Origin of the sequence: Terrilactibacillus tamarindi, assembly GCF_009718825.1 — a bacterium.
Taxonomy (GTDB): Bacteria; Bacillota; Bacilli; order Bacillales; family Sporolactobacillaceae; genus Terrilactibacillus; species Terrilactibacillus tamarindi.
The window spans coordinates 137,811-160,646 of the sequence record NZ_WNHB01000002.1; the positions used below are offsets into that span (position 1 = coordinate 137,811).

The 22,836-nt window shown below is 38.1% G+C and carries 17 protein-coding genes and 2 other annotated features; of the genes, 7 read left to right on the forward strand and 10 right to left on the reverse strand.

The features are described 5' to 3' along the window. Positions 1-221 precede the first annotated feature (221 nt). The 4 genes from ilvC to ilvD all read right to left on the reverse strand — a co-directional run bounded on the left by ilvC (position 222) and on the right by ilvD (position 5,583). Positions 222-1,241, reverse strand: coding sequence for a ketol-acid reductoisomerase (gene ilvC / locus GMB86_RS01845; protein ID WP_155216241.1), 1,020 nt, complete (start codon positions 1,239-1,241; stop codon positions 222-224). Positions 1,242-1,267: 26 nt separating this feature from the next. Beyond that, positions 1,268-1,792 carry an acetolactate synthase small subunit gene (gene ilvN, locus GMB86_RS01850; RefSeq protein ID WP_155216243.1) on the reverse strand — a complete coding sequence of 175 codons (525 nt, stop codon included), beginning with the start codon at positions 1,790-1,792 and terminating at the stop codon, positions 1,268-1,270. Beyond that, the gene (gene ilvB, locus GMB86_RS01855) at positions 1,789-3,498 is read right to left on the reverse strand and encodes a biosynthetic-type acetolactate synthase large subunit (protein WP_196220100.1); all 1,710 of its coding nucleotides are present in this window, start codon (positions 3,496-3,498) and stop codon (positions 1,789-1,791) included. The genes ilvN and ilvB overlap by 4 nt, the downstream gene beginning before the upstream one ends. Positions 3,499-3,629: 131 nt before the next feature. Beyond that, positions 3,630-3,912, reverse strand: a binding site (T-box leader). Continuing rightward, the gene (gene ilvD, locus GMB86_RS01860; protein ID WP_155216248.1) at positions 3,886-5,583 is read right to left on the reverse strand and encodes a dihydroxy-acid dehydratase; all 1,698 of its coding nucleotides are present in this window, start codon (positions 5,581-5,583) and stop codon (positions 3,886-3,888) included. (Overlaps the previous feature by 27 nt.) Before the next feature lie 1,019 nt (positions 5,584-6,602). On the opposite strand from ilvD, the gene GMB86_RS01865 reads away from it, so the two are divergent. The 3 genes from GMB86_RS01865 to thrB are packed head-to-tail and all read left to right on the forward strand — an operon-like array spanning position 6,603 to position 9,845. Next, positions 6,603-7,895: a homoserine dehydrogenase gene (locus GMB86_RS01865; RefSeq protein WP_155216250.1), complete on the forward strand. Its 1,293-nt coding sequence runs from the start codon at positions 6,603-6,605 to the stop codon at positions 7,893-7,895. Further along, a complete protein-coding gene (gene thrC / locus GMB86_RS01870; protein ID WP_155216252.1) occupies positions 7,892-8,950 on the forward strand; it encodes a threonine synthase in 1,059 nt (352 codons plus the stop codon). The genes GMB86_RS01865 and thrC overlap by 4 nt, the downstream gene beginning before the upstream one ends. Position 8,951: 1 nt before the next feature. Continuing rightward, positions 8,952-9,845 carry a homoserine kinase gene (gene thrB / locus GMB86_RS01875; protein ID WP_155216254.1) on the forward strand — a complete coding sequence of 298 codons (894 nt, stop codon included), beginning with the start codon at positions 8,952-8,954 and terminating at the stop codon, positions 9,843-9,845. 572 nt (positions 9,846-10,417) lie between these two features. Here thrB and GMB86_RS01880 read toward each other — a convergent pair. Continuing rightward, positions 10,418-11,494 (reverse strand): bifunctional 3-deoxy-7-phosphoheptulonate synthase/chorismate mutase, encoded by a 1,077-nt coding sequence (locus GMB86_RS01880; protein WP_155216256.1) that lies wholly within the window; start codon positions 11,492-11,494, stop codon positions 10,418-10,420. Between the two features lie 340 nt (positions 11,495-11,834). Then, positions 11,835-12,069: a binding site (T-box leader), on the forward strand. A gap of 152 nt (positions 12,070-12,221) precedes the next feature. On the opposite strand from GMB86_RS01880, the gene hisC reads away from it, so the two are divergent. The 3 genes from hisC (at position 12,222) to GMB86_RS01895 (ending at position 16,678) form a co-directional block, all read left to right on the forward strand. After that, positions 12,222-13,295 carry a histidinol-phosphate transaminase gene (hisC, locus tag GMB86_RS01885; RefSeq protein ID WP_155216258.1) on the forward strand — a complete coding sequence of 358 codons (1,074 nt, stop codon included), beginning with the start codon at positions 12,222-12,224 and terminating at the stop codon, positions 13,293-13,295. 738 nt (positions 13,296-14,033) lie between these two features. After that, the gene (serA, locus tag GMB86_RS01890) at positions 14,034-15,659 is read left to right on the forward strand and encodes a phosphoglycerate dehydrogenase (protein WP_155216260.1); all 1,626 of its coding nucleotides are present in this window, start codon (positions 14,034-14,036) and stop codon (positions 15,657-15,659) included. Positions 15,660-15,811: 152 nt separating this feature from the next. After that, positions 15,812-16,678 (forward strand): NAD(P)-dependent oxidoreductase, encoded by an 867-nt coding sequence (locus GMB86_RS01895; RefSeq protein ID WP_155216262.1) that lies wholly within the window; start codon positions 15,812-15,814, stop codon positions 16,676-16,678. 315 nt (positions 16,679-16,993) lie between these two features. Here the strand turns inward: GMB86_RS01895 and GMB86_RS01900 are convergent, their stop codons facing one another. The 5 genes from GMB86_RS01900 to GMB86_RS01920 all read right to left on the reverse strand — a co-directional run bounded on the left by GMB86_RS01900 (position 16,994) and on the right by GMB86_RS01920 (position 21,935). Then, a complete protein-coding gene (locus tag GMB86_RS01900; RefSeq protein WP_155216263.1) occupies positions 16,994-17,557 on the reverse strand; it encodes a sugar O-acetyltransferase in 564 nt (187 codons plus the stop codon). A gap of 283 nt (positions 17,558-17,840) precedes the next feature. Next, a complete protein-coding gene (locus GMB86_RS01905) occupies positions 17,841-18,986 on the reverse strand; it encodes an HAD family hydrolase (protein ID WP_155216265.1) in 1,146 nt (381 codons plus the stop codon). A gap of 91 nt (positions 18,987-19,077) precedes the next feature. Then, the gene (locus GMB86_RS01910; RefSeq protein WP_155216267.1) at positions 19,078-20,001 is read right to left on the reverse strand and encodes a beta propeller repeat protein; all 924 of its coding nucleotides are present in this window, start codon (positions 19,999-20,001) and stop codon (positions 19,078-19,080) included. A 201-nt stretch (positions 20,002-20,202) separates the two neighbouring features. Continuing rightward, complete coding sequence (locus tag GMB86_RS01915; RefSeq protein WP_155216269.1) at positions 20,203-20,994, reverse strand: TIGR00266 family protein; 792 nt, start codon at positions 20,992-20,994, stop codon at positions 20,203-20,205. A gap of 308 nt (positions 20,995-21,302) precedes the next feature. Continuing rightward, the gene (locus GMB86_RS01920; RefSeq protein WP_155216270.1) at positions 21,303-21,935 is read right to left on the reverse strand and encodes a YczE/YyaS/YitT family protein; all 633 of its coding nucleotides are present in this window, start codon (positions 21,933-21,935) and stop codon (positions 21,303-21,305) included. Between the two features lie 301 nt (positions 21,936-22,236). Between GMB86_RS01920 and GMB86_RS01925 the strand changes: the two genes are divergently transcribed. Continuing rightward, positions 22,237-22,821 carry a manganese efflux pump gene (locus tag GMB86_RS01925; protein ID WP_155216272.1) on the forward strand — a complete coding sequence of 195 codons (585 nt, stop codon included), beginning with the start codon at positions 22,237-22,239 and terminating at the stop codon, positions 22,819-22,821. The last annotated feature ends 15 nt before the right edge of the window (positions 22,822-22,836 follow it).

Sequence of the window (22,836 nt, forward strand, 5' to 3'; positions counted from 1 at the left end):
GCTTAATCAAAAGTCATCTAGACAACGATTCTAACTAATGACCTATCATCGACTTGGTAAATGGTTATACTTTAGTTTATATAACTAGATGAGGAAGCAAGGGAATAGTCCCTATCTTCCAACATCACACCTAGCTATACTTTCTCTATATGTTCCGTTTTAGTTTCACACCTGGCGATGTTCAACTGTTAAGGATGTCTAAAGTTTTTCCAAAAAGGGGCTTACTTTTGGACAAGAACTTCATCTTCTTTTTTAGGTTTAACAAATGGCATCAAAGCTCTAAGTTCAGAACCTACTTTTTCAAGTGGATGTTCTTTTTCTTTACGATCAATAGATGTATAAACAGGACGATTGGTTTGATTTTCAAGAAGCCATCCTTTAGCAAATTGACCTGATTGGATATCGTTAAGAACTTCTTTCATTCTTGCTTTTGTTTCTTCATTAACCACGCGTGGTCCTGATACGAAATCTCCCCATTGAGCTGTATCTGAGCAAGAATATCTCATGTTGCTGAATCCACCTTCATAGATCAAGTCAACAATCAATTTCATTTCATGTAGACATTCAAAGTAAGCAAGTTCAGGTTGATAGCCCGCTTCTGTTAACGTTTCAAAACCTGCTTTAATGAGTGAAGTTAACCCACCGCAAAGGACAGCTTGTTCACCGAAAAGATCTGTTTCTGTTTCTTCTTGAAATGAAGTTTCAAGAACACCAGCACGGCCAGCGCCAATCGCTTTCGCATAGGCATAAGCTGTTGCTTTTGCTTCACCTGTTACATCTTGGAATACACCAACAAGGGCTGGAACACCTGCTCCTTCTTTATAAGTACGTCGAACAAGATGACCTGGGCCTTTTGGTGCGACTAAGAAGACATCAACATCTTCAGGTGGAACGATTTGATTGAAGTGAATGTTAAATCCATGAGCGAAGGCAAGGGCGTTACCTGCGCGTAATCCTGCTTTAATTTCTTCATTATAAGATTTTGTTTGCAATTCATCTGGTAAAAGAACCATGATGACGTCCGCTTCTTCACTTGCTTCTCTAACTGATTTTACTTGAAAGCCATCGCGTTCAGCTTTATCAAATGATTTACCTTGTCTAACACCCACAACAACATCAAAACCACTGTCGCGTAAGTTTTGAGCGTGTGCATGTCCTTGTGAACCATAACCAATAACAGCGATTTTTTTACCTCTCAATACATCATCTTGGATATCTTTGTCGTTATAAACTTTTGCCATGTTAAACTCCCCTTTTTTGTTTGTTTTTAATTTAAAGCTAAGCTACACTCTTTAGCACTTGAATCTTCTTGGTCATTTCTTATAAATGCCACTGCACCAGTTCGACTAACTTCTTTAATGCCATAAGGCTTAACTAACTCGATAAAAGCGTCAATTTTTTCTGATTTACCAGTCAATTGAAAAGTTAATGCATCACGACTAACATTTATAATGGATGCTCTAAAAGGTTCTGCTAGACTGATCACTTCACTTCGTATGTCACTTGGACTTGCAACTTTCACCAGCGCGAGTTCTCTGGCAACACCTCCTTTAATGGTAAGATCCTTCACCTCGACAACGTCGATTAATTTATCGAGCTGTTTAATAAGAAGAGAGGCTTCTTCTTCACGTTTTAGATCTGTGACTAAAGTGACATTGGAGAAATCAGGATTAAATACATCTGAAGTGACAGATAGACTCTCTACATGACATTGACGTTTAGATAGAACGCCGAGAATTCGACTTAAAGCACTGCTTTCATTATTCGTTAGCAATTGAACTACCTTTTTCATGCTTTAACCCCCAACATTTCATTTAAACCTTTTCCTGGTGCAACCATTGGATAGACGTTTTCTAACTTCTTCACTCGACAATCAATGACAATAGGTTCATTATTCGTCATGGTTTCTGCCAGAACTTGTCTAGCCTCTTGTTCTGATTCCACTCTAACGCCTTTGATACCATAACTTTCGGCAAGTTTAACAAAATCGGGTTGAACAGGAATTAAGGATTCAGAATAACGTTCTTCATAAAATGCTTCTTGCCACTGTCTGACCATTCCTAAAACTTCATTGTTTAAAATGACCACTTTAAGTGGAAGATTTCGTTCTTTCACAACGGCAAGTTCTTGCAGAGTCATTTGAAATCCACCATCACCTAGAACAGCAACAACTTTTTTTTCAGGTTCTGCAATCTGTGCACCAATAGCGGCTGGGAAACCAAATCCCATCGTTCCAAGACCTCCAGATGTCACAAATCGATTAGGTTTCGTAAATGAATAGTATTGAGCGGCCCACATTTGGTGTTGTCCTACATCTGTGACAACGATGGCCTCTCCTTTTGTATAATCATGAAGCCACTCGACCATCTGCTGAGGAAGAATTTGATTATCTTCTATTTTATATTGCAGTGGGTACGCCATTTTATTTTTTGCTGTTAGTTTGCGCCAGTCCTCAGTATCTGGTGACGGGTATGACCCCATTAACAAACTGTTTAGAACAGCTTTTGCATCTCCTTCAACAGGAATGTCTGTTTTGACATTTTTACCAAGTTCTGATGGATCAATGTCAACATGGGCGACTTTTGCATTAGGGGCGAATTTAGCTAGATTCCCTGTTAGACGATCATCAAATCGTGCACCAAAGTTAACTAAAAGATCACATTCTGTTATCGCCACGTTTGCCGCATACGTGCCATGCATGCCACCCATGCCTAAAAATAGAGGGTGATCAGCTGGAAATGAGCCTAATCCAAGTAACGTATTGACCACTGGAACATTAAATTTTTCAGCAACTTCCAATAATAGTTCACTAGCCTTGGCATGTACGACGCCAGCACCAGCCAAAATAACAGGTCTTTCTGAGGCAGACAAGGCTTCTCCCAATCTTTTCACCTGTAACAAATCAATATCTAAATCATCCTTCACGCGGTATCCTGGTAGATTCATTTCCTCATCAGGAACTTGCTCGACAACCTGACCAGCAAGATCTTTGGGAATATCCACAACAACAGGGCCTGGTCGACCCGTTGTTGCAATATGGAAAGCCTCTTTAACAATACGCGGAATGTCAGATGCGCGTTTTATCTGAAAACTATGTTTTGTTGTAGGTGCGGTAATACCTAATACATCTGCTTCTTGAAACGCATCAGTACCTATGAAACCACTTGCTACCTGCCCTGTGAATACGACAAGAGGTAATGAATCCATCATGGCGTCCATCAAACCAGTGACGACATTGGTTGCGCCTGGTCCTGAAGTTACAATTACAACCCCTGGCTTTCCAGAAACTCTCGCAAAACCTTCTGCAGCATGGACAGCTCCTTGTTCATGTCTAGTCAAAACATGTTTTAATTTTCCACCATATAAAGCATCATAGATTGGTAGCACTGCACCGCCTGGATAGCCAAATATCGTATCTGTACCACTAGCTAAGATTGATTCAATGAGTAGATCTGCTCCAGTTCGTACACGCATCACGGTTTTATCATCATTTCGCATCGTAACACCCACCTTAATTCCTCCATTTTTCATATATTCTTCCATGATAGATTATAATAATAATCGACCATTACATATAAAAAAGCCCTCTCATCCCACACCCATATTCACGTTAACGCTAATACAGGATTTGTAGGGATGAAAAGGCTCCTTTTCATGGTACCACCCAACTTCTTGATGCCCTCACGAACACCAACTTGGCAACAATCGTTTCTGCTTCAATAAACGAAGCGTGACTCCGATTGTTTATTTTGATAACGAGTGATGTTTCACTCGACCTATCCTACTAAAGAAAACCTTTCAGATAGGCGCTCAGAGGGGATGTCATAATAAGGGGCATCATTGAGGTTCCACCAATCCCCAACTCTCTATAGACTGCACTCCTTATTATTTTTTCCTCGTCAACACTTTTTGATTTGTTCCTATTTTCATAACCCCGCCGGTATTGGCTGACGTGACAAGTGCTGCGTAACGGGCAAGCCAACCGCGTGTGATTTTTGGTTCTGGTTGAACAAAATTACGTCTTCTTTCTTCGAGTTCCTCATCTGAAACATTGAGGTTAATCGTTCGGTTAATCAAATCAATGAAAATTTCGTCACCATTCTCGATAAGAGAAATTGGGCCACCTTCAGCTGCTTCTGGCGAGATGTGACCAATGGAAATACCTCGTGTTGCACCTGAGAAACGTCCATCTGTAATTAGAGCCACTTCTTTAATTAATCCACGGCCTGCAATAGCGGATGTTGGTGCTAACATCTCTGGCATACCTGGTCCGCCTTTTGGTCCTTCATAACGGATGACGACGACATGACCCGCTTGAACGGTGCCATTATCAATACCTTCTTGTGCTTCGTCTTGTGAATTAAAGACAATTGCTTCACCAAGAAATGTTTTAATAGAAGGATCCACACCACCGACCTTGATAGCTGCACCGTTAGGAGCGATGTTACCAAATAAAATGGATAAACCTCCTACCGGACTATATGCGGTCTCTTTTGTTCTAATAACTACGTTATCTAAAATTTCAGCATCTTTGACGTTTTCATAGACTGTTTTTCCAGTTATCGTCAATCGGTCTCTATCGATAAGATGATGCTTACATAGTTCGTTAATGATAGCGCTAATGCCACCCGCTCTATGAATATCTTGCATCGAATAATTTGAAGACGGCATAACTTTTGCTAAATAAGGTGTTCGTTTAGCCACTTCATTAATACGATTAAGATCATAATCAATGCCCATTTCATTTGCAATAGCCAGAGTATGAAGAACGGTATTTGTTGAACCACCCATGGCCATATCTAGCGCAAATGCATCATCAATGGCACTCTCAGTTATAATGTCGCTTGGTTTAATGTCTTTCTCTATGCAATTCATAAGATGTTTTGCTGCTTCTTTAATTAATCGGTGTCTTTCCTTAGATGTCGCAACAATGGTTGCATTTCCAGGTGGTGTCACCCCAAGCATTTCCATCAATGAATTCATTGAATTCGCTGTAAACATCCCTGAGCATGATCCACATGTTGGACACGCTGAATTTTCTAGTGATGTAAGTTGATCTGCTGAGATTTTCCCTGATTTATAAGCACCTACACCTTCAAATACAGATGTTAGTGAGAGATTCGATCCATCTTCAGCGACGCCTGCTTCCATCGGACCACCTGTCACAAAAACAGAAGGGACATTCGTTCTAGCCGCTGCCATCAACATCCCTGGCGTAATCTTGTCACAGTTAGGAATATAAAATACTCCATCAAACCAATGGGCGTTAATGACTGTTTCTGCGCTATCGGCAATCAATTCACGACTTGGAAGCGAATATCGCATTCCACTGTGCCCCATAGCAATACCATCGTCAACACCGATTGTATTAAATTCGAACGGTACCCCACCAGCTTCTCTAATAGCTTCTTTTACGACTTCCGCAAACTTATTTAAGTGTGCATGACCTGGGATGATGTCAATATAAGAGTTACAAACCCCGATAAATGGTTTATTTAAATCCTTTGTTTTGACCCCAGCTGCATGGAGTAAGCTTCGGTGTGGCGCACGGTCTATTCCTTTTTTGATCATATCACTTCTCATGCAAGCCACTCCTTATTCTTTTCTATTGGCACTTCTTGCCACAAACGATTTTAATAAAATACAAAAATCGTTTAAACATAATTTTCAAACAATTTTATTTGAAGGAAATTAAGGCTAAACAATTAATCTCCCAAGTGATAAAAATGATGAAGATTGATTGGTTGTTGAACATCATACGTCTTTTAAAAAATCTGGTCAACCCCAAAACTTAATTTACCTGAGCATTCTTAAAACTTCAAAATTGCAAAATGAATCTTTTTTTATTCATTAAATAAAAATGTTTAAACTTAAGAACCTCTTTTTCTTTCATTTTAAATAGTTAATGTAAAAAATAACTATTTCAATGTTAGTTAAAAATTTTTTAAAAAATTCTTTGTAAGCCCCTATCATTTTGATAGACTCCACTTTTTCTATTTATCGTGTATATCGTTGCTTAAATTACCAATTGAAATTATCTATCTTTAGCATAGAAAGTTAAGAGATGGATAGAGGCGACTTTTTATAAAGTGAAGCTTCCATCAGTGGGGATTTTCTTCATCCCTCACTGATGGTTAGCTGAACCAATCGGGCCTTTACGGGCAGTTGATCCCCCACCTATCTTCTTTGAATACTCAGAATCTAGAGGTGGAGGTCTTTACTTGCCGTTAAGGCGGGATAAAATTGGTGTAACTTTCTACTAATAGTTGAATGTTCAAAAAGGTGAAAAATTTGAAGCAAGATGGTAAGAGCGTGCAGGACCGGCATTCCACTGTATCTGATAGCTTTAGGCGTCAGCTGTGAGCGATATTAGTTGAAGATCCTCTTGGCGGGCGCCGAGACTCGTAGATTATCATCTGGTGAAGATGAACTTAAATCTAATGGCCAAATATGTTTAAATAGACTTTAAGTAAGTGAGAAAATCATCATTTGGTTATTTTCATTTCCCTCTTGTAGATTACTAGGGAACAACGTATAATGTCTTTTACATGAGGACATCTGTTTATTAGCAGAGAACAATGACATAAGGAGTGAAACAGTATATGAAAACAGTTGGTGTGGGATTACTCGGTTTTGGGACAGTTGGAACAGGTGTCATAAGACTTTTAAACCAAGATCAGCCGCAAGTTGAACAGAGTACCGGCTATCACATCTCGATTGAGAAGGTGCTCGTTAACAATTTAAATAAAGAAAGAAAAATCAATATTGATAAACATTTACTTACGATAAATCCAGATGATGTTTTAGATAATCCAAATATTGATATCATTATTGAAGTCATGGGTGGCGTTGAGCAAACACGCAACTATTTACACCGAGCTTTTCAAAACAAAAAACACGTCGTAACGGCAAATAAAGATTTATTGGCTGTTTATGGTCCTGAACTATTACAAGCAGCAAAAGATCACGGCTGCGATTTGTATTATGAAGCAAGTGTAGCCGGTGGGATTCCGATTCTAAGAAGTTTGACGGATGGCCTTGCTGCAGACCGGATCCAAAAAATTATCGGTATCGTTAATGGCACAACGAACTATATCTTAAGCAAAATGTCCAGAGAGCCTGTTTCCTATGATCAAGCACTTGGAGAAGCTCAATCATTAGGCTTTGCTGAGGCCGACCCAACTTCTGATGTAGAAGGTCTCGATGCTGCAAGAAAAATGGTTATTCTTAGCCACCTAGCCTACTCAATCCCAGTAGACTTAGATGATGTCACCATTGAAGGGATTACAGGTGTTGAGAGAGAAGATATTTTGTACAGCCAAAAGCTGGGATATGCGATAAAATTAGTTGGGGTTACTGAGACCACGAATGGTCAAATTGATATTCGTGTATCGCCTACATTGCTTCCGTCCACGCACCCACTCGCAGCTGTTGAAAATGAAAATAATGCTGTCTATGTTTATGGAGAAGCTGTTGGGGAAACGATGTTTTACGGCCCAGGTGCTGGTGAATTACCAACTGCCACAGCCGTTGTTTCCGATCTTATCTCAGTGGTAAGAAACCTATCATTAGATGTCAATGGTCATCACATTTTTATACCTTCCAAAGAAAAACAATGTGTATCTAGCGAAACGATTGTCAGTCGCTTTTTCTTCCGGTTCCATGTCAAGGACGAAAAAGGGGCTTTCTCAAAAATCTCAAACTTACTCAAGGACCATGGCATTAGCTTAGAAAAATTAATTCAAGAGCCATTATCCGACCAAGTTGCCGAAGTAGCGATCATTACACATGAAGTAAATAAAGTATTATTTGAAAAAGCACTTAGGAAATTAGAAGCATTAGATGTTATGATAGATGTGAAAAATTATTATCGTGTTGAGGGGATGAAAAGATGAGCTATCAAGGACTTATCGAACAATATAAAAATTATTTACCAGTTACAGACAAAACACCTAAATTAACCTTAATGGAAGGTAACACACCACTTATTCCTTTGGAAAACTTATCAAAGGAGTGGGGTTGTGAGATTTACGTTAAATATGAAGGATTGAATCCAACGGGTAGTTTTAAAGACCGAGGAATGGTATTCGCCGTTGCTAAAGCTAAAGAAGCAGGTAGTAAAGGGGTTATCTGTGCATCAACAGGAAATACAGCCGCTGCAGCTGCCGCTTACAGTGCAAGAGCCGGAATGAAATGTCTGATTGTTATACCAAAAGGAAAAATTGCTTTAGGTAAATTAGCTCAATCCGTCATGTATGGTGCTCAAATTATTGAAATCGAAGGAAACTTTGATCAGGCTTTGGAAATGGTTCGCTTCACGGCTGAAAATTCGGACTATGCCCTTGTTAACTCCGTCAATCCATATCGCTTAGAAGGACAAAAGACAGGTGCATTTGAAATTTGTGAACAACTTGGAGAAGCACCTGATGTTTTAGCTATTCCAGTAGGAAATGCAGGAAACATCTCAGCTTATTGGAAAGGCTTTAAGGAATATCGTGAAAAACACCATACGTCTCTTCCACAAATGCGTGGTTTTGAAGCTGAAGGATCAGCTGCCATTGCAAAAAACACCGTGATTGAAAACCCAGAAACAATTGCAACGGCGATTCGTATTGGAAACCCAGCAAGCTGGAACTTAGCTGTAGCTGCAGCAGAAGAATCGAAAGGTAAAGTTGACTTCGTAACAGATGAAGAAATCCTTGAAGCTTATCAAACGATCGCCCGAACAGAAGGTGTCTTTGCTGAACCCGCCTCTTGTGCGTCGATAGCTGGAATTAAAAAGCAACTCGCCACTGGAGAAATCAAAAAAGGATCAAAAATAGTCGCTATTCTAACTGGTAACGGATTAAAAGACCCTTCGACTGCGATGGAATTCCTAAGCATTAAACCAACTTTATTAAAACCTGGTAAAACAGAACTTGTGGATTATTTAAAACAGGCGGTAAAGTAAGATGAACCAAGGTCATTTTGAACTTATTGTTCCGGGAAGCACAGCCAATCTTGGATCAGGTTTTGATTCCATTGGCCTTGCTATAAACCGATATTTAAAGCTTAAAGTTAAGCCAAGTAAGGAATGGGCCTTTCATTATCCCAATGGTTTTGAAATGCTATCAGACTTAGAAAATAATCTTATTTACAAAGTAGCTGAGAAAGTAGCCAAACAATATGGACGATCTTGCACATGCTATGACATCACTGTTTCAAGTGATATTCCACTAGCAAGAGGACTTGGAAGCAGCGGGGCAGCGATCATTGCTGGTATTGAACTTGCGAACATTGGACTCGATTTACAACTCAAAACAGAGGAAAAAGCAAAGATTGCCTGTGACATAGAAGGGCACCCAGACAATGTAACAGCTTCTCTCTATGGTGGCTTGACGATCTCATCCTACCTAGACGGCAAACTTGTGACTTTAACGTCACCTTTACCAGATGTCTCATTATGTACACTTATTCCTGAAGTTGAATTAAAAACAGAAACGGCACGTCATGTCCTACCTGAATCACTTTTGCATAGTGAGTCTGTACAAGCTAGCAGTGTTTGTAATGTCATGATAGCCGCTTTACTACAACAAAATTGGACGATTGCTGGTCAAATGATGGAAAAAGACCTATTTCATCAACCTTATCGAACGGCTCTGATTCCCGATTTACCCATCATTACCCGAGCAGCTCGAGAATTGGGTGCCTATGGCACATTTTTAAGTGGTGCAGGACCCACTATCATGAGTTTTGTTCCACATAGTCAGAGTGAGGACATCATTCATCATTTACAAAGCAAATTTCCTAACTACCAATGTCAGGTTTTATCCCCTGTCATTCATGGTCTTCAAATAAGGAGATAAAGTGAAACTTCCATCAGTGGGGTTTTCTTCATCCCCCACTGATGGAAAGCCTGAACCAATCGGACCTTTACGGGCAGTTGATCCCCCCTATTTTCTTTGAATACTAAGAATCTTGACGTGGGGGTCTTTACTTGCCGTTAAGGCGGGATAAATGATCAATAAGGCAACCACATTTAAGGGTGGTTGCCTTATTTTTTGTATAAATGTATGTTCTTTTATCTTTTAGCACATTATAGGAATAACTTTCCCTTTGAGTCATGATTGAAGGAGGATTTAACATGAAGTCATGGATGGAATCAAAAGTATTTTGGGGTTTAATTTTTGCAATTGTGATTGTATTTCTCGTGGGGTATATATTTTATATGAGCATTGGGTGAAAAAACTTAATGCCATCAATTTTCGACTTTCTCTGATGGCTTTTTTCACTTGCATCATTCTCACAATAGTCCCTTTCTTTAATTGTAACTTTATATGATCTATTAAATTTCGTTTATAGCTGTATGATGCTGTTTAGGGGATAAAAAAATGACACCACATTGGGTGTCATTTTTTATAACGTATGACGTTAATACTCAATTAAATACATTTACACAAGGATTGATGGCCTTCATAAATGAATCAAATTGCTCGAAGTTCATTTGTTGTGCAGAATCCGAAAGGGCAACAGCTGGGTCTGGATGAACTTCAGCCATGACGAGGTCTGCTCCAATCGCAAGAGCTGCTTTTGCTGCAGGTAATAGTAGATCTCTTCTACCTGTCGAATGAACGACATCAACAGCTACAGGTAAATGTGTTTCTTTTTTCAAGATAGGCACACTGGTAATATCAAGGGTATTTCGAGTGGCTTTTTCATACGTACGAATTCCACGTTCACAAAGGATAATTTGATCATTACCTTTGGACATAATATATTCGGCTGCATAAATAAATTCCTCAATGGTTGCGGCTAAACCACGTTTTAGTAAGACCGGTTTATTCGTTTTTCCAACTTCCTTGAGTAGATCGAAGTTTTGCATATTACGTGCCCCAACCTGAATGACGTCCACATAATCGAGTGCTTTTTCTACATCACTTGGAGTCATAATTTCGCTTATTACTTTCAAATCAAAAGCGTCAGCTGCATTTCTTAATATTTCAAGACCTTCAAATCCTAATCCTTGGAAGTCATATGGAGATGTTCTTGGTTTAAATGCTCCACCACGAATTAATCCAATACCATGTTTTTTCACTTGTTCGGCTACTTGGTAAACCTGATCATAACTTTCTACAGCACATGGACCCATGACGAATTGTTGCTTGCCATCCCCAACTTTAATGCCGTTGATATTGACAATGGTATCTTCAGGTTTTTTCTTACGCGAAACAAGTAAAGCTGAACGATTATCATCTTTTTGCAATTCTAAGCTGACTTGAAAAATTTGCTTAAAAATTTGTTGTAGGGCTGTTGTTGAAAAAGGGCCCTCGTTATTTTGGGCAATTCGATCAAACAGTTGCCTTTCACGTACGGGATCGTAACGTTTTGTACTTTGTGTTTCTTTAACCTTCCCAATACTTTCTACAATTTTAGCTCGTTTGTTTAATAGGATTAATAATTCTTCATCAATTTTATCAATTTTCCCACGTAAAACATCAAGTTGACTTTCTGACATGGTGCTCTCTCCTCCTAAATATTTGTAATAGCCCTAAATTTGGCTAGAATAAATCATGCAAATAAAAAAAGCTCGGTTAATTTCCAAAGATACTCAAGAGATCGTTTTTTGTCAATATCTTTTTATGAAAATTGTCATTTATTAATACATGAATCTAACGTCTTAGATATAGTTTAAATCAGTATAATCGCGAAATCCATGCTTTTTCTGAGTGTTAGTGGATAAAGTGATAAATTATTGACATTTCAATTAGTCATTGATATTGAAATAATTTTTATAATGCATATTTTCTTTACAAATCACCTTAAAACATGATACAACATAAGTAACAAGTTAAATTACACATGTTATGATGGGAAATTAGTAATTTATCATTTTGTTTGTTAGAGAGCTGATGCTTGGTGAAAATCAGTACAAAATGCTAAATGAATTTCGCTCCTTGAACTTCTTTTTTGAACCATAGTGTTTGCTATGCAAGTATAAAAAGACGGACTAAAGCCGTTAACCTTTTATAGAGTGATGAACACAAAGTTTGTTCATAATTTGGGTGGTACCGCGATCATATCGTCCCTGCATTTGCAGGGACGTTTTTTGTTTACATGACATTCTAGTTTCACTATCTGAATGCTTGTCGAATACAAATAGAGAGAAACATTTCTTTAATTCAGAATTTTTTAACCGACATAACCATGTACACGTGCTAATTCATCAAAAGGAGATTTAAGCTATGGGAAAACCACAATTATTAGCAATGACAGCCTTCGACCCGGGTCAATCGATTGAAGAATTAAAACGTATCTATCACTTAGATAAAATCATTAAACTTGATACGAATGAAAATATATATGGGGCAACTCCAATGCTCATGGAGAAAGTCGCAGATGCCATTCGTGATTTATCTAACTATCCAGATTCTAAAGCTACTAGTCTCCGCGAGGCTCTTGCTAAGAAATATCATGTTTCACCAAACTCGTTGCTGTTTGGTTCAGGACTTGATGAAGTTATCCAAATCATTAACCGAACGTTTCTCGATAATGGAGATAACATTGTCGCAGCCGATCCAACGTTTTCAGAGTATTATATTCAAGCAACGATTGAAGGAGCAGAAGTTAGAAAGGTACCCACGGTAGAAGGAAAACACGATTTAGCGGGGATGCTCCAAGCCATTGACGAGAACACACAACTCGTCTGGATTTGCAACCCAAATAACCCAACAGGGACCTATTTAAATGAGCAAGAACTTAGCCAATTTGTTTCTTTAGTACCTAAGGATACGACCATTGTCGTAGATGAGGCATATATTGAATACGTTTCAGCTACAGATTTTCCAGATACTTTATCCCTGCTCAAACAACATAAAAATATGATCATTCTTCGGACCTTTTCAAAAGCTTATGGTCTTGCTAGCTTCCGAATTGGCTATGCTATCGCCGATGAATCACTTATCAAAAAACTTGAGATTGCAAGGCTACCTTTTAATACATCAAAAGTTAGTCAACTGGCCGCCTATGCAGCGCTTGAGGATCAAGAATTTTTATTGTCCTGTGTGAGAAAGAATCAAAAAGCACGAGATTTCGTTGTTGATTATTGCCAATCTCATGACATTCCCTGTTTCCCATCTCAAACAAACTTTGTTTTTGTCACACTAGAGGATCCTAAATTAGCTCATGAAGCCCTATTAAAAGCAGGTTTCCTTACTCAACTTCATTCAAACGGATTAAGAATCACTATGGGAGAATACCGTGATATGAAAGATCTTTGTCAGCTGCTTTCTGATCATCTTAGCAAAGAATTAATCTAATACTTATCAATGACAGTTTTATAGATCAAGGTCTCATATATTCTAAATTCTTCAAAAAAATAGAAATAATGGCTGTTATGGATTTGATTAACAAACGATTTTAAGCAATATTTTAATTTTTGCACTTTACAAAATTAAAAATCGTTGTTAGAATTTCAATACACTCTATTAAATATACGACCTGTGATGACGAAGACGGTACGCTGAAATGGCTTAAGAGAGCCGGTGGTTGCTGAAAACCGGTGCCCTTTCATCTTCTACCTAGCCCTTCTGAACTGATTGACTGAAAGATTGTTAGTAGGTTAGTCCGGCGAAAGTCGTTAAAATACTGAAGGTTATTCTGACAGGATGCGTTCGAAAAGGAAACAAAACGGCAACAGCTTTTCCAAACTTTTTGAGCACATTGGGTTAGTGATAACGAATGAGGGTGGCACCACGGTTAGAGTACGTCCCTCATAACAAAGCAACATGCTATGTTATGAGGGGCGTTTTTTATACTCGTCTATTATAACCTGAGATTGTCATATTTTGTTTAATCCGAACATTTTCGTTAATATGATAAGAATGCCTGCCTTACTTCATCATGCGATTGCATCACAGGATTTTAAGGAGATGATATTCTTTATTTAAGACAAGGATAGAAAAATGATATGTTTGGAATTAACGAATCTTTGTTATCGAATTGAATGTATGTCTATTTGCAACTAAACCTAAATCCCAGGAGGTATTGGAATTATTATGTATAAAGTACTCGTAAGTGACCCAATTAGTGACACAGGTATTAAAGCATTAACAGATCATCCTGACTTCTTAGTTGAAAAGCAAACAAATCTAACACCAGATCAATTAAAATCCATTATTGGAGAGTATGATGCTTTAATCGTACGGAGTCAAACCACTGTGACAGCTGAAATTATTCAAGCCGCTGATCGTTTGAAAGTGATTGCGCGTGCTGGAGTTGGTGTCGATAATATCGATATTCAAGCGGCTACTCGTAAAGGGGTTATTGTCGTCAATGCCCCAAATGGTAATACCATTGCTGCAACAGAACATACTTTAGCAATGATGCTTTCACTTGCGCGTCAAATCCCACAAGCTTATATTTCAATGACAGAAGAGAAATGGGATCGAAAAACATTCAAAGGTGTTGAACTCTTTGAAAAAACGCTTGGTGTCATCGGAACAGGACGTATTGGAACTGAAGTGGCTAAACGTGCCAAAAGTTTTGAAATGAATATCCTTGCCTATGACCCATTTTTAACAGAAGAGAAAGCCAAAAAACTTGGATTTACAAAAGCGTCACTTGACGAGATTGCTGAACAAGCTGATTTCATTACGGTCCATACTCCACTAACAAAAGAAACAAAAGGTTTAATCGATGCAAACTATCTCAGCAAAACCAAACCTGGCGTGAGAATCGTGAACTGTGCCCGCGGAGGAATCATAGATGAAGCTGCCTTAGCCGAAGCAGTACAATCTGGCCATGTAGCTGGTGCCGCTCTTGATGTGTTTGAACATGAACCATTAGATAATGAAACATTCCGTCATCATCCAAACATTATCGTTACACCTCACCTTGGTGCATCGACGGCTGAAGCACAGGAAAAAGTGGCCCAATCTGTCAGTGAAGAAATTATTGATATCTTTACTTCTCAGAATATTCAACACGCCATCAATGTGCCACGAATGTCAGCTGAAGTTCAACAAAAAATGAAACCTTACCTCGAACTGGGTGAACAAATTGCACAATTGATCATTCAATTATTTAAAAAAGCACCAGACAAAATTACGGTTGATTATTATGGTGACTTAACTGAAGAAGACACTGGCCTTTTAACTCGCACGCTTATTAAAGGTATTTTGTCTTATCACTTAAGTGATTCTGTCAACATTATTAACGTTCTTCAGTTATTGAAAGAACAAGGTTTAACTTATACAGTCCAAAAAAATGCCTCTCGTCATGGCTTTGCTAACTATATGTCACTTACGCTTCATCATGGGGCTGAAACGGCCACCATTGGTGCGACTGTATTAAATGGATTTGGTGGTCGAATTGTCAATATAAACGATTACCGTATTGACTTAATTCCAGAACGTTATATGCTTTCGATTAGACATTTTGATGTTCCTGGTATGATTGGTCGAGTTGGATCCATCCTTGGAGAAAATGGCGTTAACATCGGTAACATGCAAGTTGGTCGAAAAGCTGTCGGTGGTGAAGCCATTATGATGCTTACAGTAGATAAGCCTGTTAGTAACCAAGTTATTGATAAATTATTGACATTACCAGACCTTGAACATGTCCAGTTGGTTGAAATTAAAAATGGAGACACAACGAAAAATACGGAAGAAGCCGTACATTAACTTTTTCCATAAGCTTTTAGACAAGTATCTGTCCTTAGATACTTGTCTTTTTTTAGCTTATCTTAATATCGTTAAACAACTATTTTGAAATAGTTAGAAATAGGGTATATGATTTTACTAATGATACATACATAATAAGGAGGAACCCAATCATGATAGGTTTTATTGGACTCGGCATTATGGGTAGCCGAATGGCAAACAATCTTATTGAAGATGGTCAGGAACTCATTGTGTATAATCGCACAAAAGAAAAAGCACAACCTTTACTTGATAAAGGAGCAAAATGGGCTAATTCACCTATCGAACTAGCGGAACAAGTGGATGTTATATTTACTATGCTTGCTAAACCAGAAATCGTTCAGCATGTTGCTATTGGCGATAACGGGTTTTTACCTGCTATGAAAGACGGTTCACTTTGGGTTGACTGCAGCACAGTTGGACCTGTATTTTCACGAAAAATGGCTGAAGAAGCATTAAGCCGCAATATTCGTTTCGTTGATGCTCCGGTACTTGGATCAAAAATTCCAGCTGAAAAAGGTGAACTGGTCTTTGTTGTTGGAGGTCATCAGAAAGATATAGAAGCCATACAACCTTATTTAGATGTAATGGGAAAAAGTGTAAAATATCAAGGTGAGCATGGTCAAGGCAGTAGTATGAAACTCGTTGTTAACTCCATGCTAGCTCAAACAATGATTGCTTTTTCAGAAGCTATCGCTTTAGGCGAATCATTAAATCTTGGAAAAGAAAACGTTGTGGATACCTTATTAAACGGTCCAACGACAGCACCGTTTTTAAAGGCCAAACGTAGCCATATTATGGGCGAATCAACTGATGTAGAGTTTGCAATAGACTATATCCAAAAAGACCTTCATTTGGCTTCGCTAATGGCTTACGAAGAATCAACTGCCCTCCCTTTCATTAATTTAGCTAAAGAATTATATGCTTTAGCCAAAGTTCAAGGAAAAGCGAAAGAAGATATGTCTACGATATACCAAGCGTTGTATCCTAATCATGAATAATCCCTTACTTCCATCACGTAAGAAGGGATGTTCATGGTCTAAGTTAAAAAATATCATCAACTTCACAATCAATAGGTTTTAGTAAATTAAAGTTAAAGCTTTAAAATGAGTTCGTCAAGATTAAAACCTAATTTTTTATCCCGCCTTAACGGCAAGTAAAGACCCCCACCTCAAGATTCTGAGTATTCAAAGAAGATAGGTGGGGGATCAACTGCCCGTAAAGGTCCGATTGGTTCAGCTAACCATCAGTGGGGTAGAAGAAAACCCCCACTGATGGAAGTTTCACTTTATAAAACGATTCAACTTTTCTATTATTCATTTCAACTTTCGAATAATTCGTGCTGGATTCCCTGCAACAACAACATTATCTGGAATATCCTTAATAACAACAGATCCAGATCCAATAACAACATTATCCCCTATGGTTACACCAGGATTGATAATAGATTTTCCGCCGATCCAAACATTATTCCCTATAGTGACTGGCTTTCCAAACTCAATGCCGCTAATACGTTCTTCAGCATCTAAGGGATGTGAAGCTGTATAAATATGTACACCTGGCGCTAACATACAATTGTCACCAATTCTGACTGGGCAAACATCTAATATTGTACAATCAAAGTTTGCGTAAAAACGCTCGCCAACATGAATATTATATCCATAGTCACAATGAAAATTTGACTCCATGTATATTTTCTCACCCGTGGAACCCAAAAGTTGCTTAAGTATATTGGTCCGCTGTTCAACATCACTCTCAGAAATATGATTAAACGTTCTTAAGAGCTCTCTCGCACGTTTATTATCAGCTACAAGTTCAGGATCTCCAGCTCTATAGTATTCCCCAGCGATCATTTTTTCCTTTTCACTCTTTATTGCCATAGATTGCACCCCTCATTTACTTCAATTTTCTTCCTCTAAAATCTATTTTATGAGTATACCACATTCCAATTCTGCATAAAAAAACACGGTCTACTCGTTTGAGAAGACCATGTCTAGATATTCTATAATTTATCCCGTCTTAACGGCAAGTAAAGACCCCCACCTCGGGGACTCTGAGTAGTCAAAGAAGATAAGGTGGGGGATCAACTGCCCGTAAAGGTCCGATTGGTTCAGCTAACCATCAGTGGGGATGAAGAAAACCCTCACTGATGGAAGTTTCACTTTATTTTGCGACTAATTCTTTAATGAGTTTCTTAACATCAACAACGGAGTCTAAAATATAATCGGCTTCGTGCTCTTCAAATTCACCACGAGCAGCTTGTCCAGACAACCCCGTTAACACAGCTGCAAATTGACATCCAATTTGTCTTGCTGCGAGTAAATCCGCTAATGAATCGCCCACTACAAGAACATCTTTTCCATCTTCTAGTGGTTTTGGATCCGTTATGAACGCATCATAAGGATGGTCCTTTCCATAATAGGCTTGAAGATACGTATAAGGATGTGGTTTTGATAAGGAATGATCTGAACCACTTGCTTTTTCTGTTTCTGCCACATCATCAGCCGTTACAATATGATTGGTATCTAAATGATCCAACCACTTTAAGTAAGTAAACGGTTCATGTGTTTCAAGGCGTGGTCTACCAGTTCCAATACCGACTTTAATTCCCTCTTGATTAAGGAAGTTGAAAAGTTCAGCAATGACTTCTGGTTCCGCAAGCGTATCTTCTTCACTCAAGAAACCTGCTTTACCCGTTTGAACAGAAGGGCGTCCTGTTGATTGCAGAATATTCTTATCCCCAACGTACCATTCTTGAGAAGCGTGTTCACCAACACTCCATAAGGCACTTTTCTTTTTGAATATCGATGTTTTTACGCCTAGTTTCTGTTCTGTTAACGTATTTAGATAATCGACTAGTCCCTGCTTTGTTGCATTCGTTTGTTTATAATCGTCTAAGAATACGTCAAAGTTTAATGAAACGGACTGATTCTTTAATGCCTCACGTATTTCACTTAACGTATCATAATTGATATCTTGGCTAAACCATTTCGTTATTTCTTCACTGTATTGGTCCTTGACTTGTTCAAGAAGATGAATCAATTGATAGCTAAATGCAATATAAATCATATCCCAGTTAGCGTTCAGACCACGAGATTTCATAAAATTAAGAACTTGGTCATCTACAAATACGGTTTTTCTGATCTTCTCTATTTCATCATTACGATAGGTCGTTTTAAAGCTTTCAGGATTGAGTCCTAAGTAGTTTTTACTGTTTAATAACTCCCATACCGTTAATGCCGAAGCATCGAAATAGCGTTCTTCACTTAAAAATACCCCATCTACGTCAAATAGTACTGTCTTAACCATCGTTGCCTCCCAAATAAACTGGTTTTTCTAGTAGTGTAGCATACCTTGGATCCTTTTTGTCACTAAAACGTGAAATAGTTAAAAAAGTGAGTTATTTCCCACCATTGAGACCTTGTCCTTTTTTGGCCAAGATGATCCAGTTGGTTCCATAGTTGTCTGTTTTAAAGATATCATTTCCTTTGGTTACAACAACTATTTCTTTCTCATTCTTTGGATTTTGAATGATATGAGTAATGATGTCCTCTTTTACCGTTGATAAATCTACAGGTACTTGCAGCCTTGATTGAGTATTCGTTCTAAGTAATGTTGATTTTCCCTCTTTAGAAGCTGCAATGACCTCATCATTTTTCCCATACGTTAAGCTCGTAATATGTTTATTATTTACGATTTTGTTGAACTGTTTCCCTTTATTTTGAGAAAAATAGATACCGTCCGAGGTCAAAATAACTAACTTGTTACGATTCTCTGGTGCTATAGCTAATTGTTTGATTTTTCCCTTTAAACCATTTGGTTGAACACTCTTCCAGTCTTCATTATGGCCATCCGTATAAAACAAAGTCGATTTGTTATTCATTAAATAAACCCTTTTCGTATCATATCCGGCAGCCATCAAATCTATAGATTCATCAGGTAATGACACGTTGTTTGTGATTTCACCTTTACTATTCTTTGTAAGCAAATGACCTTCAGCTAATTCATAATATCCCTGACTTGTGACAACAAAAGGATGGTCATGATGTGTTTTCTTCCGATGCCACTTTCCAGATGAGTATTGATACGTTCCATTCTTTGATAAAAGAACAAGCGTCTTACCATCATTTAAATACCCACTCGATGTGATACTCGTCATTAGGGTATCTTTATTAACATGGAGTGACCGCTGGATCATGATGGCAACGAGCACAAGAATGCCACCCAAAATAATACAAATGAGGAGTTTTGCAAGGAATATATACGTTACAAATTGAAAGCCTTTTTTTCGAGAATCTGATTCTTGATTTGATTGAGTCTTCATACATGTGTCCCCTTAAATTAGTTCTACCATTATTGTAACGGTAATTGGGTTTGACAACAAATAATCACTCTAAGAGGTTTTTGACTTACTATTTCTTTTTTTATAATACGACGTTTAATATAAACTTTTGAAGATTAAAAAAGAACCATTTCTGGTTCCTTTTTGACTTGTATTACTTATTACGAGTACTAAAGTGCTGACTTAATCGCCATCAAACATTCTAAAGATACCACCGAGTGCACTACCTTCATCTGAACTTCGTCCGACTGGATTCTGCGGCATCGCACTAAAGACACGACTAGCTAGTCGACTAAAAGGTAAGGATTGAACCCAAACCGTTCCTGGTCCTTGCAAGGTGGCAAAAAACAATCCTTCTCCGCCAAATAAGGCCGTCTTAACACCTTTCACAAATTCAATATTATAATCTACATCTTTAGTCATTCCAACTAAACAGCCCGTGTCAACCCGTAATTTATCAGTAGAAGATAAATTCAACTCTCGGATCGTTCCTCCAGCATGAACAAAAGCCATGCCATCTCCTTCAAGTCTTTCCATAATAAATCCTTCACCACCAAAGAAACCCGTCCCGAGTTTTCTTTGAAAAGCGATCCCGACTGAAACGCCCTTGGCCGCACAGAGAAAAGCGTCTTTTTGGCAAATGATTTCGCCACCATGTTCACTTAAATCGAGTGGAATAATTTTTCCTGGATAAGGTGCTGCAAATGAAACGTGCTTCTTTCCGCGCGCTTCGTTCGTAAAAGCCGTCATAAATAGACTTTCACCTGTTAATAAGCGTTTGCCTGCACCGAACAATTTACCCATTAATCCTTTACTTTCAGAACCATCCCCAAAAATCGTCTCCATCCCAATGCCTTCTTCCATCATCATCAAGCTTCCAGCTTCAGCAATGGTTGTTTCACTAGGATCAAGTTCGATTTCCACGAATTGCATATCATCGCCATATATTTTGTAATCTATTTCATGATTATTCATTTGTTTTCCTCCCCACTTTTATAAGTTATATTCTTTATTATAATTTGTTTTTGGGGAAGTTTATATGATTTTTTTGATCTTTCTTTGATGATACTTCGCTTTAATCCACAAAAAAGACCCCGAACAAACATTCAGGATCTTGTTTATGTAAAGTATGTGTTCAAAAAGGCGACAAATTAGAAGCAAGAAGGTCAAGGCGGCGCCGTTTTGAGGACCGGAATGTAGGTTTTTACTACATGAGGACCGGAAAAACAAGCCAACGCCGAGATTCGTAGCTTATCATTTGGCTTTTTGAACATCCTCTTATGTTATAAACGTGTTGCCCTCTGTAAACTAAGATGTATTCGTTTATCGAAAAATACAATAAAATAGCCCATACAAAGGAAACTGATGACTGTTCCAATATTAATGCCAACGATATTGTGATTAATAAGGCCAATGCTAAGTCCGATACATAGTGGCACACCTAATGATAAACGCTGTGCAACGACGGTATTTCCTTTAAAATACTTTTCTCTTAAAATTTTCAACATATCATCAAATGGATGAAGCACAACATTAAGGCGTAAATAAATTGAAAGAGCGCAACCGATGCACATGATGCCGAATACACAAACAATCAGCCTAAATGCAAAGAGATTGACGTGAAATTTTGTTAAGGCAACAAGCCAAAAATCAATAAAGTATCCAAAACAAAGTAAATATAAGAAGTTATAGATATCTTTCATTTTATTCCACTTTTTCCTTAATATGTCATCAACAATTAAGGCTACTAATCCTAATAGTATCAGAGCATTTCCGACCGTAATATGGAGTAAATTTGAGATATTTAATCCCGCTGCTGTCCAAGGTGCTGATCCTAATGCCGCTTTCACGGTTAGAGCATTTCCAAATGCATTTAACAAAATGGATAAACAAAGGAGTGCGATGTTTTTTTTCATACTCTCTTTCGTTCCCTCCTAAAACCTTATTCCCTTTCTAACCATTCTTTTACCCTTTATATCCTAAAGAATTTAATCACTCTATTAACCGATCATCTCATTTTAAACATTCACTTTTTAGGTTACAACAAACTCCAAAAGGATTTCAACAATTCTGCTTAAATGAAAATTAAATCACACTTTAGCGTATTTTAATACCCTTAATTTGTTCTTTCTTACGTTAATATTTTGTCCTTAAGTCACGATTTACTTGTAAATTCATAGGATACATTGTTTCGTTCTGTAAGAAAGGAGATTATCCATGTTTTTACTTACCATCGCCTTTATTGGTATCGCCTCTAATTTAGATAACTTAGGTATCGGTTTCTCATATGGAATTCAAGGAAAAAGAATCTCCATATCTTCGAATATGATGATGTCCCTTATGGGTACCCTATTTTCTTTTCTGTTCGTTTGTTTTGGCCATCTCCTCAGTCAATTTATCCCCCCATCTTTTTCAAACTATCTTGGCGGATCCATCATCATGTTGATTGGATTGTGGTCCATTATCACTGAATTCCAACAAAAAGCGCATCGTGCTTTTAAAAAAACAATGGAAAATCCAGATCATGTCGATAAAGACCATAATAATATTATCTCTATGAATGAAGCCTTTATTTTAGGCATTGCTCTCTCTTGTAATGCCATAGGAATTGCCTTTGGAGCAGGTATCGCTGGTGCAAATGCGTATCTCGTCGCTATAGCTATTGGACTCTTTTCTTATTTAAGCATCGATTTGGGAACCACCATGGGGCTCAAGCTTCAACAATCTAGGCTTGCCTATTACGCCGGTTATGTATCTGGTTTTCTACTCGTTCTCATTGGAATATTTGATATCATTCATTGATTTCTTTACCATTCT

What these genes read in the sequence shown, in the direction of transcription:
- ilvC (WP_155216241.1), bottom strand. Translation starts at nt 1,241, where the DNA reads ATGGCAAAAGTTTATAACGACAAAGATATCCAAGATGATGTATTGAGA.
- ilvN (WP_155216243.1), bottom strand. Translation starts at nt 1,792, where the DNA reads ATGAAAAAGGTAGTTCAATTGCTAACGAATAATGAAAGCAGTGCTTTA.
- ilvB (WP_196220100.1), bottom strand. Translation starts at nt 3,498, where the DNA reads ATGCGAAATGATGATAAAACCGTGATGCGTGTACGAACTGGAGCAGAT.
- ilvD (WP_155216248.1), bottom strand. Translation starts at nt 5,583, where the DNA reads ATGAGAAGTGATATGATCAAAAAAGGAATAGACCGTGCGCCACACCGA.
- GMB86_RS01865 (WP_155216250.1), top strand. Translation starts at nt 6,603, where the DNA reads ATGAAAACAGTTGGTGTGGGATTACTCGGTTTTGGGACAGTTGGAACA.
- thrC (WP_155216252.1), top strand. Translation starts at nt 7,892, where the DNA reads ATGAGCTATCAAGGACTTATCGAACAATATAAAAATTATTTACCAGTT.
- thrB (WP_155216254.1), top strand. Translation starts at nt 8,952, where the DNA reads ATGAACCAAGGTCATTTTGAACTTATTGTTCCGGGAAGCACAGCCAAT.
- GMB86_RS01880 (WP_155216256.1), bottom strand. Translation starts at nt 11,494, where the DNA reads ATGTCAGAAAGTCAACTTGATGTTTTACGTGGGAAAATTGATAAAATT.
- hisC (WP_155216258.1), top strand. Translation starts at nt 12,222, where the DNA reads ATGGGAAAACCACAATTATTAGCAATGACAGCCTTCGACCCGGGTCAA.
- serA (WP_155216260.1), top strand. Translation starts at nt 14,034, where the DNA reads ATGTATAAAGTACTCGTAAGTGACCCAATTAGTGACACAGGTATTAAA.
- GMB86_RS01895 (WP_155216262.1), top strand. Translation starts at nt 15,812, where the DNA reads ATGATAGGTTTTATTGGACTCGGCATTATGGGTAGCCGAATGGCAAAC.
- GMB86_RS01900 (WP_155216263.1), bottom strand. Translation starts at nt 17,557, where the DNA reads ATGGCAATAAAGAGTGAAAAGGAAAAAATGATCGCTGGGGAATACTAT.
- GMB86_RS01905 (WP_155216265.1), bottom strand. Translation starts at nt 18,986, where the DNA reads ATGGTTAAGACAGTACTATTTGACGTAGATGGGGTATTTTTAAGTGAA.
- GMB86_RS01910 (WP_155216267.1), bottom strand. Translation starts at nt 20,001, where the DNA reads ATGAAGACTCAATCAAATCAAGAATCAGATTCTCGAAAAAAAGGCTTT.
- GMB86_RS01915 (WP_155216269.1), bottom strand. Translation starts at nt 20,994, where the DNA reads ATGAATAATCATGAAATAGATTACAAAATATATGGCGATGATATGCAA.
- GMB86_RS01920 (WP_155216270.1), bottom strand. Translation starts at nt 21,935, where the DNA reads ATGAAAAAAAACATCGCACTCCTTTGTTTATCCATTTTGTTAAATGCA.
- GMB86_RS01925 (WP_155216272.1), top strand. Translation starts at nt 22,237, where the DNA reads ATGTTTTTACTTACCATCGCCTTTATTGGTATCGCCTCTAATTTAGAT.